At 51.5% G+C, this 12,616-nt stretch carries 20 protein-coding genes; 19 read left to right on the top strand and 1 reads right to left on the bottom strand.

Annotated features, from left to right (window positions below; all coding sequences use genetic code 11):
• Positions 1 to 51 precede the first annotated feature (51 nt).
• From N6G83_RS14630 to N6G83_RS14555, 16 genes are all read left to right on the top strand, one after another.
• Complete coding sequence (locus N6G83_RS14630; RefSeq protein WP_031280382.1) at positions 52 to 351, top strand: phage holin family protein; 300 nt, start codon at positions 52 to 54, stop codon at positions 349 to 351.
• Positions 348 to 890, top strand: a complete 543-nt coding sequence (locus N6G83_RS14625; RefSeq protein WP_260523964.1) for a glycoside hydrolase family 108 protein — start codon at positions 348 to 350, stop codon at positions 888 to 890. The genes N6G83_RS14630 and N6G83_RS14625 overlap by 4 nt, the downstream gene beginning before the upstream one ends.
• Positions 887 to 1,231, top strand: coding sequence for a hypothetical protein (locus N6G83_RS14620; protein WP_260523963.1), 345 nt, complete (start codon positions 887 to 889; stop codon positions 1,229 to 1,231). Before N6G83_RS14625 ends, N6G83_RS14620 begins: the two co-directional genes overlap by 4 nt.
• Positions 1,228 to 1,503 carry a hypothetical protein gene (locus N6G83_RS14615; RefSeq protein ID WP_260523962.1) on the top strand — a complete coding sequence of 92 codons (276 nt, stop codon included), beginning with the start codon at positions 1,228 to 1,230 and terminating at the stop codon, positions 1,501 to 1,503. Before N6G83_RS14620 ends, N6G83_RS14615 begins: the two co-directional genes overlap by 4 nt.
• Positions 1,454 to 1,648, top strand: coding sequence for a hypothetical protein (locus N6G83_RS14610; RefSeq protein WP_260524017.1), 195 nt, complete (start codon positions 1,454 to 1,456; stop codon positions 1,646 to 1,648). Before N6G83_RS14615 ends, N6G83_RS14610 begins: the two co-directional genes overlap by 50 nt.
• On the top strand, positions 1,645 to 1,938 hold the full coding sequence (locus N6G83_RS14605) for a hypothetical protein (protein ID WP_064407157.1): 294 nt from the start codon (positions 1,645 to 1,647) through the stop codon (positions 1,936 to 1,938). The genes N6G83_RS14610 and N6G83_RS14605 overlap by 4 nt, the downstream gene beginning before the upstream one ends.
• Before the next feature lie 63 nt (positions 1,939 to 2,001).
• Complete coding sequence (locus N6G83_RS14600) at positions 2,002 to 2,481, top strand: DUF2829 domain-containing protein (protein WP_064377510.1); 480 nt, start codon at positions 2,002 to 2,004, stop codon at positions 2,479 to 2,481.
• 359 nt (positions 2,482 to 2,840) lie between these two features.
• Positions 2,841 to 3,350 (top strand): ParB/Srx family N-terminal domain-containing protein, encoded by a 510-nt coding sequence (locus tag N6G83_RS14595; RefSeq protein ID WP_260523961.1) that lies wholly within the window; start codon positions 2,841 to 2,843, stop codon positions 3,348 to 3,350.
• The gene (locus N6G83_RS14590) at positions 3,347 to 3,961 is read left to right on the top strand and encodes a protein Mom (RefSeq protein WP_260523960.1); all 615 of its coding nucleotides are present in this window, start codon (positions 3,347 to 3,349) and stop codon (positions 3,959 to 3,961) included. The genes N6G83_RS14595 and N6G83_RS14590 overlap by 4 nt, the downstream gene beginning before the upstream one ends.
• A 2-nt stretch (positions 3,962 to 3,963) precedes the next feature.
• Positions 3,964 to 4,218, top strand: coding sequence for a hypothetical protein (locus N6G83_RS14585; RefSeq protein WP_179250216.1), 255 nt, complete (start codon positions 3,964 to 3,966; stop codon positions 4,216 to 4,218).
• A 9-nt stretch (positions 4,219 to 4,227) separates the two neighbouring features.
• Positions 4,228 to 5,274, top strand: coding sequence for a terminase small subunit (locus N6G83_RS14580; protein WP_260523959.1), 1,047 nt, complete (start codon positions 4,228 to 4,230; stop codon positions 5,272 to 5,274).
• Positions 5,252 to 6,559 (top strand): terminase large subunit domain-containing protein, encoded by a 1,308-nt coding sequence (locus tag N6G83_RS14575; RefSeq protein WP_260524016.1) that lies wholly within the window; start codon positions 5,252 to 5,254, stop codon positions 6,557 to 6,559. Before N6G83_RS14580 ends, N6G83_RS14575 begins: the two co-directional genes overlap by 23 nt.
• A gap of 3 nt (positions 6,560 to 6,562) precedes the next feature.
• Positions 6,563 to 7,939 carry a DUF4055 domain-containing protein gene (locus N6G83_RS14570; RefSeq protein ID WP_260523958.1) on the top strand — a complete coding sequence of 459 codons (1,377 nt, stop codon included), beginning with the start codon at positions 6,563 to 6,565 and terminating at the stop codon, positions 7,937 to 7,939.
• 2 nt (positions 7,940 to 7,941) lie between these two features.
• Complete coding sequence (locus N6G83_RS14565) at positions 7,942 to 9,054, top strand: phage head morphogenesis protein (protein ID WP_260523957.1); 1,113 nt, start codon at positions 7,942 to 7,944, stop codon at positions 9,052 to 9,054.
• Positions 9,055 to 9,155: 101 nt separating this feature from the next.
• Positions 9,156 to 9,917, top strand: coding sequence for a DUF6651 domain-containing protein (locus tag N6G83_RS14560; protein WP_260523956.1), 762 nt, complete (start codon positions 9,156 to 9,158; stop codon positions 9,915 to 9,917).
• A 95-nt stretch (positions 9,918 to 10,012) separates the two neighbouring features.
• Complete coding sequence (locus N6G83_RS14555; protein ID WP_025118799.1) at positions 10,013 to 11,155, top strand: P22 phage major capsid protein family protein; 1,143 nt, start codon at positions 10,013 to 10,015, stop codon at positions 11,153 to 11,155.
• 92 nt (positions 11,156 to 11,247) lie between these two features.
• On the opposite strand, the gene N6G83_RS14550 is transcribed toward N6G83_RS14555, so the two are convergent.
• Entirely contained in the window at positions 11,248 to 11,526 is a 279-nt protein-coding gene (locus tag N6G83_RS14550) for a hypothetical protein (RefSeq protein WP_260523955.1), read from the bottom strand.
• Here N6G83_RS14550 and N6G83_RS14545 point away from each other — a divergent pair.
• The 3 genes from N6G83_RS14545 to N6G83_RS14535 are packed head-to-tail and all read left to right on the top strand — an operon-like array spanning position 11,525 to position 12,616.
• Positions 11,525 to 12,007, top strand: a complete 483-nt coding sequence (locus tag N6G83_RS14545; protein WP_260523954.1) for a DnaT-like ssDNA-binding protein — start codon at positions 11,525 to 11,527, stop codon at positions 12,005 to 12,007. The two genes, N6G83_RS14550 and N6G83_RS14545, sit on opposite strands and share 2 nt — an antisense overlap.
• A 1-nt stretch (position 12,008) precedes the next feature.
• On the top strand, positions 12,009 to 12,263 hold the full coding sequence (locus N6G83_RS14540; RefSeq protein ID WP_223497862.1) for a hypothetical protein: 255 nt from the start codon (positions 12,009 to 12,011) through the stop codon (positions 12,261 to 12,263).
• 2 nt (positions 12,264 to 12,265) lie between these two features.
• Positions 12,266 to 12,616 carry a hypothetical protein gene (locus N6G83_RS14535; RefSeq protein ID WP_260523953.1) on the top strand — a complete coding sequence of 117 codons (351 nt, stop codon included), beginning with the start codon at positions 12,266 to 12,268 and terminating at the stop codon, positions 12,614 to 12,616.

Raw genomic sequence — 12,616 nt, 5'->3', positions numbered from 1 at the left:
TTCACACAGCTTCCCGATCTTTCATCGGAGGCGGTAACTATGGCTAAACGTATGCAAGACAAAGAGAGCATTGCCGGGATGTCCTGGCTGGTTCTGCTGATCATTGCTTGCTGGGGTGGACTTGTCCGCTACCTGATAGATGTGAAGCAGAGCAAGGCAACATGGAGCTTGATCAATGCTCTTGCCCAAATGGTGGTTTCAGGGTTTACCGGCGTTATTGCTGGCCTGGTGAGCATTGAAAGCGGACTGAGCATTTACATGATACTGGCCACTTCCGGAATTAGCGGGGCAATGGGTTCTGTTGCTTTGACCTATTTCTGGGAGCGCATTACCGGAGTTAAGGCGCCATGACAGCAGATCAGATTATCGAGGGGATTCTCGGCAAAGAAGGGGGTTACGTAAATAACCCGAATGATAAAGGCGGCCCAACTCGCTGGGGTATCACGCAGACTACCGCCCGCGCATATGGTTACGCAGGTGATATGAAGGCGTTACCACGGGAAACCGCCAAAGCCATTTACCTGTCGCAATACTGGACAGAACCGAAGTATGACCGCATCGCCGAGTTGTCGCCATCCATTGCGCAGGAGTTATGTGATACCGGCGTGAACATGGGGCCGCGTGTCGCAAGTACATTCCTGCAGCGCTGGTTATCGGCTCTGAATATGCAGGGCAAGCTCTATCCGGACCTGAAGCCGGACGGTGCAATCGGCAATCTCACCATCGCCGCCCTGAAAAGTTATCTCGCCGTTCGTGGCAAAGACGGCGAAGCCACGCTGCTAAAGGCGCTGAATTGCAGCCAGGGGGCTCGCTATCTTGAGTTGGCCGAAGCGAGGCCGGCGAACGAAGCGTTTCTATACGGCTGGGTTAAAGAGCGGGTGAGCCTATGAAGATGATTATTTTCGCTCTGCTGGCGCTGGTGGCCGTGCTCGTTCTGTTGCTATTGCGCAAATATTCCCGGCTGGAGTTTGTTGGTCATGCCCGGTTACTGCTTAAAACATGGTCTGTCCGCTTAGGCGCTGCCGGCGCGTTGGTCGGTGTATGGGCCCAATCATTTCCTGACGCAGCTCTTCATGCCTGGGCGATGCTGCCGCCGGATATCAAAGATATTCTGCCTGCCAACATTGTGGCAATGATTAGCCCGGCTCTGGTGGTGCTCGCCATCCTCTCTCAATACGTCAGACAGCCAAAGCTGAAAGAAAAAGCCGATGAGCAGCAGGAGGCGCAATGAGCCTTGAATTTATCAGCGGGCTGGTAGTCGTTCTGCTTGGCTTAATCGCTGGCGCGTTTGGGTTAGGCCATGCGCGCGGGACCAGCAAGGCCGAAGACAAAGCCGAGCAGCAACGCATTAAAGATAATGCCGCCGCCAGTGTCGCCGCGGCAGAACGTGAGGCGGAAGCTACGAAAGGGGCCAGCGATGCACAGCAGACTGTTAGCCATATGCCTGATGACGATGTTGATCGGGAGCTGCGCGAACAATTCACCCGCCCCAGTGGTAGTTGATACGGCGTGCAGTTGGGTAAGAATTCTCTATCTGACAGACCACGATATCGATGTTCTCGACCGTCAGACGAAGCGTGACATTCTGGCGCACAACAAATCAGTGCTGGCCAACTGCCCGCACCTAACCGAAAAGGCTACGAAATGAGTGAAGCAAAACCGCAGGACGGCACCACAGTAAAGGGCTACCGCACATTAACCACGGGCGACATTGAGCGCATGAACCGCCTCAAAGGTGTCAGCCGGCATTTTTGCAGTCTGCTCGATACAGAGCGAGGTGAATTGTTGGCTGTCCGTAATGGCCCGGCAATGTTAAGTGCTGAGCAGGCTCGGGAGATTGATGAAGCTATGCGCAGCCTGGCAATCGCCCGCACCAAAATGCAGGAAGCCTGTATGTGGGCCTGCCGTGCAGTCGCCCGTCCTGACTCTGATTGCTAACCCCATTAAGGGGGCATCATTCACTATCCCTTAATGGGGATTATTAATCTTGAAGGTGGTTCAATGACCCAACATATTGGCGTGAAACTGATTAACGCCTTTCCGATGACGAGACAGGCATATAACGATTTTCGCGGCTGGCAGCTTCCTGCCGACGAGAACGGCGCGGACGAAGGCTATCTGGTTGAATATCTGGACGGCGGAAAACCTAACACCGATCGCTTTGATGGCTACGTTAGCTGGAGCCCGAAAGAAGTATTCGAAAAGGCTTACCGTCCGGTATCAGGGCTGAGTTTCGGCCTTGCCATTGAAGCGCTCAAGCAGGGGAAGAGTTTGCAGCGGGCGGGATGGAACGGGAAAGAACAATTTGTTTATCTCGTGAAAGGCGAAAAATTAGCGTCGGCACTGGGTTATGGCTTTGGCGAATATGTTGGCGAGCCAACGTTCAATGACATGTTTGTGCTGAGAAATTCACAGAATGAATTGTGCGCTTGGGTACCGTCTACGGGCGACCTGATGGCCGAAGACTGGCAAATCGTTTAACCATGACATAGGCATTACAGGAGCCATTCACCGAGTGGCTTCGATAATGCGCAAGCAAAGCCGCAGGCAACACCCATCCGGCCCACCCTGGGCACTGGTTGCCAGTGGCTTTTTATTTTCTTCTGCATCTTTGAGTTGGCCGAGCGTGAATTCAGCACAAACGATCTGTTTTCGATAGTGGTGATTAAAAAATTCTCGGGACTGGTATCGAAGAGGCTAGCAGAAAATTCTATTTGGAAGGTGGGCGACCGCCAGTAGTTGGAGCTACTGACGATCATTCATACCCACACGGAGGTCATGAGTACGAACCAAGGCCCACTTGCTTGTACAAGCAGGGCCATAGTATTGGATCCTCGCAAATGACCACAGTAAAAAAACAGGAAAAACTTGCAATCGTTTATAAATCACTCAATTCGATGATGGTTTATGCGAAAAACGCGAGAACCCACTCGACGGAGCAGGTAGAAAAAATAATCGGGAGCATAAAAAAGTACGGATGGACCAATCCGATCCTGCTCGATGAATCTGGGCAGGTGATCGCCGGCCACGGTAGATTACTGGCTGCGGAAAAAATCGGTTTTGATCCGGTACCCACGATCACGTTGTTTGGTCTGACGGATGCAGAAAAAAAAGCTTACCGCCTGGCGGATAACAAATTACCTCTGGATGCCGGTTGGGATAATGACCTGCTGACAATGGAATTGGGTGATCTGCTGGCGGAAGGATTCGATCTTACCCTGACCGGATTCAGCGCAGAAGAGATCGACAACATGCTGAACGTCGATTTCTCACCGGGTGATGAAGGCGACCAAGGAAAGCTCGACCAACTGGAAGAAAAGCTGTGTCCACACTGCGGGGGTGTCTTATGACTACTCTCACCGTGGATTGGGCAACCCACAAAGCAGCTGCACATGCTTGCTTGAATTGGCATTACGCAAAAGCGGTACCGGTCGGAAAGTTGGTAAAGGTCGGTGCGTGGGAAGATGGCCAGTTTATTGGTGTGGTGATATTTAGCCGCGGCGCCAACAATCACATCGGCCAGCCCTACAGCCTGAAGCAAGACCAAGTATGCGAATTGACCCGCGTAGCCCTGAGGGAACACCAATCGCCAGTCAGCCAGATATTGGCAAAGGCGATTAAATTCCTGGCTGCGGTTTGTCCGGGCCTGCGGCTGATCGTCTCCTACGCGGACAAAGACCAAAATCACCACGGTGGTATCTACCAGGCGACCAACTGGATTTATGAAGGTCTGGTCGGTGCAGGAACGTTGGGCGCATTCATCGTCAAAGGTAAAAAAGTCCATCCGCGCAGCGTGGCGGCAAAGGGCGTGAAACAAAGCATTGATGCCGTTCGTCAGCACCTGGATCCCAACGCGCAAGAATTTAAAACGTCAGGGAAACACAAATACCTGATGCCCCTCGACAAGAAAATGAAAAAAATCCTCATCGTTCGCCATAAGCCATATCCCAAGAGGGTGTAGCTATGGATAAGCCGACGCTCGACAAAATTGAGGCATTGGCCGGGCGTGGATTGTCGGAGCAGCAAATAGCCGACGCATTGGATATCGACATTGAAAAGACGCGGACAGACATGAAAGCGATCGCCACTTACCGGCAGGCAATACGCAGGGGAAAAGCCAAGGGGATTGCAGACTTGTCGAACGCACTTTACATCAAGGCCAAGAAAGGCGACACGCGAGCCATGATTTTCTTGTTGGAGCATTTAAAACCGAAGTGAGTAAGCCGCATGAGCAAATTGGATGGGGGCGAACTGAAACGTGATTATTGTGCTGGTTTGCTCTCAATCCAAGATGTGGCAAAAAAGCACGGTATAGCGAAAACCACGTTAATCGACATGGCGAAGAAGTACGGATGGGAACGTAAAAAAAAACCGTCCAAAACTCCGACCAAAAAAACCGACCAAAACAAAAATGGTCGGACGGTCGAACCAAAGGCTTCACGGTCGGAAAAGCGGACGAGGTTGGATCAAGAAAATAGCGACACGGATTTATCGATCGACCCTGATGATTATGGGATAACGCTGCAACAGGCATGGTTTGCCCACTGGTTCGTTATCACCAAAAGCAGAGTCGAAGCATACAGGCGTGCTGGGTATCGATGCGAAGGAAAGAACGCTTACTTTGGTGCATCGCAGGTATACAGAAATATTAAGGTTGCCAAAGCAATTCGCGACCTTGAGGCAAAAGCTTCGAAACGCTATCAGGCCAATCTCGATGAACTGGTTGATCAACTTGTTGCCATCATCAACGCTGACCCACGAGAGTTGTCTCAATTCCGCCGAGTTAACTGTCGCCACTGTTGGGGTGAGAACTTTTTCTACCAGTGGATCGATATCAACGAATTCGATAGCGCTGATGCGAAAGCGACGGCAGAAAACAAGCCCAAACCTCAATACGGCGGCTTGGGATTTGTCGATAACGCGGATCCTAACCCTGATTGCCCACGCTGCAACGGCGAGGGCGTTGGGGAAACTTTCTTTGCTGATGTGCGGGATCTTCAAGGCCATGCGCTTCAGTATTTTGCAGGGGTAAAGGAAAGCAAATTCGGCATTGAGATCCTGACAGAAGATAAAAAAGCGGCACGGGCACAACTGCTGCAACTTCTGACATTCCGACGTGCAGAAAAATTGCAGCAACTGCAGATAGAAAACCAACGGCTTGTTAACGCTAAGCTTGCCGCTGAAATTGGTGACGATGGCGACGAACCGCAGCCGGTGGCAATAAACATCAATGTAGTGGATGCGCGAGGCGATACTGATGAATCCGACACTTAATATTCCTCAGGCTCGCTTTTTGACTATGCCGCATAAATTCAAGGCTTACGTCGCCGGTTTTGGCAGCGGCAAGACGTGGGCCGGTTGTGCTGCGATATGCAAACACTTCTGGGAGCACCCCAAAATTAACCAGGGGTATTTCGCCCCTACATATCCTCAGATCCGGGATATTTTTTACCCAACGATTGAGGAGGTGGCTTTTGACTGGGGTTTGAAATTACGCCTCAACGAGAGCAACAAAGAGGTGCATTTCTATTCGGGCCGTCAGTACCGAGGCACCACGATATGCCGCTCTATGGAAAAGCCCTCAACGATTGTCGGTTTCAAGATCGGTAATGGGCTGGTGGATGAAATGGACGTCATGAAGGCTGAAAAGGCTCAAATAGCATGGCGGAAAATCATTGCACGTATGCGCTACAACGTTGACGGGTTACTCAACGGGATTTCGGTCACCACCACGCCAGAAGGTTTTAAGTTTGTCTGGCAGCAATTCGTTAAAGAGGTGCGGGATAAGCCGGAACTGGCGACGCTCTATGGCCTGATCCACGCCAGCACCTACGACAATGAAAAAAACCTGCCTGCTGACTATATCCCGTCGCTGCTTGCCTCATACCCCGGTCCATTAATCACGGCATACCTTCGTGGCCGGTTTACAAACCTGGTGAGTGGAACGATTTATCATCAGTTCGACCGCAGGAAAAATAACTGTGAAGATTTGGAGCAGCCAGGGGAACCGCTCTATATCGGGATGGATTTCAACGTTGGAAAGATGGCCGGTATCGTCCACGTTCTGCGTGATGGTCAGCCACGCGCCGTAACGGAAATCATCAACGCCTATGACACGCCCGACATAATTCGCATCATCAAAGAGCGCTTTTGGTTCTATGACGGCAACAACTACCGCAAGGTGCGGGAAATTTATATTTATCCGGATGCTTCCGGTGATTCTCGTAAATCCAGCAACGCCAGCACGACCGATATTGCCCAGCTTAAGCAGGCCGGATTCAACGTGGTGGTCAACGATGCCAATCCGCCCGTTAAAGACCGGATCAACTCCGTAAACGCCATGTTTTGCAATTCCAAGGGCGAACGCCGCTATTTGGTTAACGTGAAACGCTGCCCGGTTTATACCGAATGCTTGGAGCAGCAAGTTTGGGATGAAAAAACAGGCGAACCGGATAAAAAGTCTGGTAAAGACCACGCCAACGATGGCGGCGGATATTACATCATCAAGCAGTTCCCAATTATCAAGCCGCAAGGCAAAGTTACCAAACTACGGATGTAAACCATGGCCGATATTTCAACCCCGCTCAAAGCCGTTACTGCGATGGAAGCTGATTGGGATTTGGTAGATGCCTTGATGGGCGGAACCAAAGCCATGAGGAACGCTGGCGAAACGTACATGCCTCGCTGGCCTAATGAGGAGGCGGATGATCATAAATGTCGCCTGGCGGTGGCAACTTTGCTACCAGTGCTCAAGGAAACCATCATCAACCATGTTGGCCGGGTGTTCAGTGAACCCTCAGTGCTCAGTGATGAAACACCTGAGCCAATCAAAGCCTATGCCCACGATTTTGATATGGCCGGTAACCAGCTTGACGTTTGGGCCCAACAGTTTTTCGCTTTGGGGGAACGTTACGGATTGATCCACGCACTGGTGGATTACCCGAAAACACAAGGAGCAAAAACTGTGGCTGAGGAAAAAGCCAGCGGTGCACGCCCTTACGCTGTAATCATCAGCCCGCGCCAGGTGATCGGCTGGAAGTCCGAGAAAAAAGGCGGTGCAGAGGTTCTCACAGAACTGCGCATTAAAGAGGTCATCACTGAAGAGGATGGCGAGTGGGGAGAAAAGGAAGTCACTCAGATCCGATTATTACGCCCCGGGTATTGCGGTATATACCGAAAAAAGGCAGATGAAAAAGGGGATAACGTTTGGTTTGTACATGAAGAATGGGGGACAACAGCAAAACGGATCCCGTTGATAACTTTTTACACCAACCGAACCGGATTTATGACGGCTGAGCCGCCAATGCTTGATTTGGCGCACCTCAACGTCAAGCACTGGCAGAGCCAAAGCGATCAGGACACTATCTTGCACGTTGCCCGAGTGCCGATTTTGTCAGTGTACGGGCTTGCAGAAGGTGAAGTGCTAACTGTAGGGGCTTCTTCTGCAATGAGGTTTGAAGATCGTACTAAGCATGGTGTCGAATACACCGAGCATACTGGGGCGAGTATAAAAACAGGCCAGGATTCACTCGATGATCTTGTTGAACAGATGCGCATGGCCGGGGCAAAACTCCTGCGCAAAGAAAACACATCAACAAAATCGGTTGATCAGACCCAGCATGAAACCATGCAGGAAGATAGCCCACTGTTCACTATGTCCTCTTCGTTAGAGGATGCCCTAGATAACATCCTGCAATACATGGCTGAATGGCTGGGCCTTCCTGATGGCGGCAATATCGATGTGCGTACTGAGTTGGAAACCGCAGGGAATACATTTAGCCCACAATCAGCCTTGGCTATTCAAGCACTGCGCCAGGGGGGGGATATTCGCCGGATTGACGCTGTCAGGGCTTATCAGCAGATTGGAATTATTGACCCTGATGTTAAGGCCGAAGTGGTCATTGATGAGTTGATCAACGCACCTGACCTCGTGGAGTAGCCATGGAGACGATCAATCAGCGATTGTTCGATGAAACGGTAGCTCACACGCTTTTTGTTTCTCGCTATGCAACCGGCACTTCTTCCCGGATGGTGAAATTACTCAACCAGGCCGACGCTGAATTGTCTTCTCGGCTAATCATGGCCCTTGATGACCTTCCGCCAGATAGCTTCACCATTCGCCGCCTGGAGGCGTTACTGGGTGGTGTGAAGGACATCAACCAGCAGATTTATCGAACCCTCTACGCTTCGCTTGCTGATGAACTCAACGATTTCAGCAGCCACGAGGCTGGTTTTCAACTGAGTTTGTTCGATTCATTGTTGCTTGATGTGGTAAAGCAGCGCTGGCCACTGATGGGGATAACGCCTCAACAGGTATACGCGGCCACCATGGCGCGCCCGTTCCAAGGGCGTTTATTAAGTGAGTGGGGGAGCAAGCTCGAATCTGACCGCATGCAGAAGATAACCAATGCAGTGAGCATGGGTTACCTGCAGGGGGAAACAGTCGACCAGATTTATCGGCGTGTTCGTGGTACCCGTTCCCGGAACTATCAGGATGGGGTTTTGCAGTTTGGTCGTGCCAATGCAACCAGTGTGATAAAAACGGCGGTGAATCATTTAGCCGCCGTGGCTCGTACTGAGTTCGCCAAGGCCAATTCAGATGTTATTGACTGTAAGCAGTGGTGCAGCACCCTCGATAATCACACTACACCAACGTGCATTATTCGGGATCGCCTGCGCTATACCCTCGACAACAAGCCAATGGGACATAAGGTGCCGTACGGTGCAGGGCCAGGGCGGATCCATTTCTGCTGCCGTTCTACTGAAACCCTGGTGGTGAAATCGTGGCAGGATTTGGGTATTGATGCTGATGACATGCCGGAGGGAACACGCGCCAGCATGGATGGTCAGGTGCCAGCAAGTACCGATTATCGTGATTGGATATTGCGGCAACCCTTCAAGCGGCAAGTTGAGGTATTTGGAGAGACTCGCGCCAGGTTGTTGCGAGATGGCGGCATGCACCCCGCAGATTTTTTCAGCGATAAGGGGGAGAGGCTCACCTTACAACAGTTGCGAGAAATTGACGAACAGGCGTTCTTAGACGCCGGTTTATAACCAACCACCTCCGGGTGGTTTTTTTATACCTGCCGTTTAGCGGATGCGATATGGCGAACGGGCGGAAGCCTAACTGATGGCCGGAAGGCTGGAGACCCACAATGAAATTGAAAACCGTTGAAGTTAATGGCGCGACGTATGCAGTGATTGAAAACGGCCACCCGGTTTATACCCATCCGGACGGCAAAGAGATCCCTTTTGATGCTGCGCAGGCCACAGGGAAAATTGCTGCTCTCAACGCTGAGGCTAAAACGCATCGTGAAGCGAAAGAGACTGTGGAAACCCAGTTGAAAAAATTTGCGGGTATTGACGATCCAGTCAAGGCGCTGGAAGCGATGCAAACAGTTTTGAAAATTGACCAGAAAAAACTCATTGATGCAGGTGAAGTAGATCAGGTGAAAGCGGCGATCACCAAGGAATTCCAGACAAAACTCGATGAGTCAAAGCAGGAAAACGAAAAACTGTCGAATATGCTCAACACCGAGATGATCGGCGGTCGTTTCAATGGCTCCAAATTTATCGCTGATAAATTGGCGATCCCGGCTGATTTCGTCCAAGCCCGTTTTGGTCAGTCCTTCAAAATTGAGGATGGGAAAGTTGTGGCTTATGACGCGGCAGGCAACAAAGTGTTTTCACGCGCTAAGCCTGGTGAACTGGCTGAATTTGATGAGGCGCTGGAGCACCTTGTCGAACAATACCCGCAGAAAGACCACATTCTCAAGGGTACTGGTCACAATGGAAATGGCACACCACCATCACAATTCCAGCAGGGCCAGAAGACCATGAAACGGGCGGCGTTCGATGCACTTTCCCCTGCGGATCGTGTAGCCGCTGCAAAAGACAAGATCACCATCGTTGATTAACCCATTTTTGCCGAGACCTGGATAGGGATCGGTGCCATGGCTGGATAGCCAAAATCTCAAACCATCCCTAACCAATTTTTATAGGAAACATTTAAATGGCTAACACTCTTACGGGCCTAATCCCTGACTTTTACGAGGCGCTGGACGTTGTTTCTCGTGAGATGACGGGTTTCATTCCTGCAGTATCCCGCGACTCCAGCATTGAACGTGCTGCATTGCACCAACCGGTACTTGTGCCGGTCACCAATCCAGCAAAATCAGCTGACAACACCCCTGGAGTAACGGCACCGGACTCTGGCGATGATGTTGTTGATCACGTTGAAGTCACCATTTCCAAGTCAAAGCACGTTCCTGTTCGTTGGAACGGTGAGGAAACGCGTGGGTTACAAAATGCTGGTACCTTCTCCACCATCCAGGCAGACCGCTTTTACCAGGCGATGAGAACGCTGGTTAACGAAATGGAATCGGATCTTTGGGTGGAAGCCTATACGAATGCTTCGCGAGCCTATGGGACTGCTGGCACGACTCCATTTGCGAATGCGGCCGACATGACCGATTTTGCGGGCGTTTTGCGCGTACTGGAAGAAAACGGCGCACCAAAAACCGATCTGCAATTAGTGCTAGGGCATGGCGCAATCGGCAACCTGCGCGGCAAGCAATCAGGCCTGTTTAAAGTCAATGAGGCCGGTTCTTCCGACATGTTGCGCAATGGCATGACAGACCGCGTGATGGGGATGGCATTGCGTCATTCTGACCCTATTACCTTTGTGAATAAAGGTACTGGCGCGGGTTACCTGACCAACGGTGCATTTGACCCGCTAAGCACCAACATTGCGTTGGATACCGGTACGGGAACCATTCTTCCTGGCGGGATCCTGAATTTTGCCGGTGATACTAACAAGTATGTTGTCAACAAGGGGCTGGCGGGTGGCACAGTATCTATCGGGCGACCGGGGATGCGTTTGCCGCTGGCTGATAATGTCGCGGTTACGCTGGGTGCTGGATATACGCCAAACGTGGCATTTGCACGTTCTGCGATCGTGCTTGCTACTCGTGCGCCAGCACTTCCAAAAGGTGGCGACTCAGCTGACGATCGGATGATTGTTACTGACCCTAAAACCGGGTTGTCATTCGAAATCGCTGTATATCGCCAATTCTTGCAAGTTGTTTACCACGTTCGGCTTGCATGGGGTTACCGCGCGATCAAGTCAGAGCATATCGCTGTTCTGATGGGGTAATGAAAACAAGGGGCTTCGGCTCCTTTTTTATTGAGAGGTCGTTATGGCGGGATTAACTAAAGCGCAGCGGGCTGAGCGGAAATTGCTTGCTGCTAATGCCAAGGGCAGTTCGGCTGCACCTGAGCAGCCACCTGAGCAGCCACCTGAGCAGCCACCTGAGCAGCCACCTGAGCAGCCACCTGAGCAGCCACCTGAGCAGCCACCTGAGCAGCCACCTGAGCAGCCACCTGAGCAGCCAGAACTGCTAGCAATGATTCGAGATGAACCAGCGTTTCCCGGTGGCCCTGTGGCTGCTGACGTGCACGCTGATGAAATCGAAGATTGGATTTCTCACGGCTGGCAATTGGCCGAGGAATAGCGGAGTAGGCCATGCTGGATACTGAAATTCACTCCGACGGATTCAACAGTTACGCCTCGCTGGTTGAATGCCGAGATTACGCTGCTGGGCGTGGGCTTAGTTTGCCTAAAGAGGATGTAGAGCTATCAATCCTGATGCTTCAGGCGATGGATTATCTGGAAGGGAAAATCTGGAAAGGTGTACCGGCTGTTTTCGGCCAGAATCTGGCATGGCCCCGCGCTGGTGTGGTTCGTGATTATCACAGGCTGCCCAGCAATAGCATTCCGATTCAGGTAAAGCACGCGCAGTGCCGGTTGGCTTTCGAGGCACAAGAAATGGATTTGCAGCCATCTACTGAAAGCGGCTCCGAGGTTCTTTCCGAGGCGGTAAGCGGGGCAGTCAGCATCAGTTATGCGGAGGGAACCCGTAAGGCTCAACCGTCGTTCGCCGCGGTCAATGCGTTACTACGTGGACTATGCATCGGCTCTGGTCAAATAGCTGTAGTCAGGGGGTGATATGTCAGATTTGAAGATTGTCCCATTCAAAAAAAGAGAACCTGATCAACATGATAACCAGGAGGTGATACGCCTCCTTGAAGAAGCATTGGAGAATGCGAAAAAGGGAGATTACCACTCGATGGCGATAGTTATGATCAACTCAGAGCATGAGGTGTTGGATTGTTGGCATAACGGGCTTTTCCCATATCAAATGGTCGGTGCCCTGGAATCATTGAAAAGTGATTATATCCAGGCCTGCATCGAAAGGCGGTAAGTATGTCTATCGATTATCGCCGTATGCGGGCGACTGCGACCCGCTTACTGACCGAGAACGGTGCAGAACACCCATTTACTCGCGGCGCTACAGTAAGCCGTGAGGCAGGTAAGGAGGTTCGGCAGGCAGAGCAAAACGGTACTGTGATCGGGGTAATAACCGAATACAAACCGAGCGAGATTGATGGCTCTCTAATCCTCGGTGGTGATGTATTACTCGTGGCCACATACGAAACCGAAATCCGTGTCGATGACCGGATCGAGGTGGGCGGCAAAAAATACCGAGTGGTGCATCCACATCCTGTAATGCCTGGTCCCATCCTGATTTGCTACCGGGCACAACTGAGGGTGTGA

The sequence above is a fragment of the Serratia sp. PL7 genome, assembly GCF_945957435.1.
Note: the sequence above shows the minus strand (reverse complement) of the source record. Positions and strands in the feature narration are given on the sequence as shown.

Excerpts from the sequence above, each read along its gene's own strand:
- N6G83_RS14590 (WP_260523960.1), top strand. The coding sequence starts at position 3,347 with ATGACTACTCTCACCGTGGATTGGGCAACCCACAAAGCAGCTGCACAT.
- N6G83_RS14540 (WP_223497862.1), top strand. The coding sequence starts at position 12,009 with ATGTCAGATTTGAAGATTGTCCCATTCAAAAAAAGAGAACCTGATCAA.
- N6G83_RS14550 (WP_260523955.1), bottom strand. The coding sequence starts at position 11,526 with ATGGCCTACTCCGCTATTCCTCGGCCAATTGCCAGCCGTGAGAAATCC.
- N6G83_RS14585 (WP_179250216.1), top strand. The coding sequence starts at position 3,964 with ATGGATAAGCCGACGCTCGACAAAATTGAGGCATTGGCCGGGCGTGGA.
- N6G83_RS14630 (WP_031280382.1), top strand. The coding sequence starts at position 52 with ATGCAAGACAAAGAGAGCATTGCCGGGATGTCCTGGCTGGTTCTGCTG.
- N6G83_RS14595 (WP_260523961.1), top strand. The coding sequence starts at position 2,841 with ATGACCACAGTAAAAAAACAGGAAAAACTTGCAATCGTTTATAAATCA.
- N6G83_RS14545 (WP_260523954.1), top strand. The coding sequence starts at position 11,525 with ATGCTGGATACTGAAATTCACTCCGACGGATTCAACAGTTACGCCTCG.
- N6G83_RS14555 (WP_025118799.1), top strand. The coding sequence starts at position 10,013 with ATGGCTAACACTCTTACGGGCCTAATCCCTGACTTTTACGAGGCGCTG.
- N6G83_RS14580 (WP_260523959.1), top strand. The coding sequence starts at position 4,228 with ATGAGCAAATTGGATGGGGGCGAACTGAAACGTGATTATTGTGCTGGT.
- N6G83_RS14565 (WP_260523957.1), top strand. The coding sequence starts at position 7,942 with ATGGAGACGATCAATCAGCGATTGTTCGATGAAACGGTAGCTCACACG.
- N6G83_RS14535 (WP_260523953.1), top strand. The coding sequence starts at position 12,266 with ATGTCTATCGATTATCGCCGTATGCGGGCGACTGCGACCCGCTTACTG.
- N6G83_RS14605 (WP_064407157.1), top strand. The coding sequence starts at position 1,645 with ATGAGTGAAGCAAAACCGCAGGACGGCACCACAGTAAAGGGCTACCGC.
- N6G83_RS14560 (WP_260523956.1), top strand. The coding sequence starts at position 9,156 with ATGAAATTGAAAACCGTTGAAGTTAATGGCGCGACGTATGCAGTGATT.
- N6G83_RS14620 (WP_260523963.1), top strand. The coding sequence starts at position 887 with ATGAAGATGATTATTTTCGCTCTGCTGGCGCTGGTGGCCGTGCTCGTT.
- N6G83_RS14625 (WP_260523964.1), top strand. The coding sequence starts at position 348 with ATGACAGCAGATCAGATTATCGAGGGGATTCTCGGCAAAGAAGGGGGT.
- N6G83_RS14600 (WP_064377510.1), top strand. The coding sequence starts at position 2,002 with ATGACCCAACATATTGGCGTGAAACTGATTAACGCCTTTCCGATGACG.
- N6G83_RS14570 (WP_260523958.1), top strand. The coding sequence starts at position 6,563 with ATGGCCGATATTTCAACCCCGCTCAAAGCCGTTACTGCGATGGAAGCT.
- N6G83_RS14610 (WP_260524017.1), top strand. The coding sequence starts at position 1,454 with ATGTTGATCGGGAGCTGCGCGAACAATTCACCCGCCCCAGTGGTAGTT.
- N6G83_RS14615 (WP_260523962.1), top strand. The coding sequence starts at position 1,228 with ATGAGCCTTGAATTTATCAGCGGGCTGGTAGTCGTTCTGCTTGGCTTA.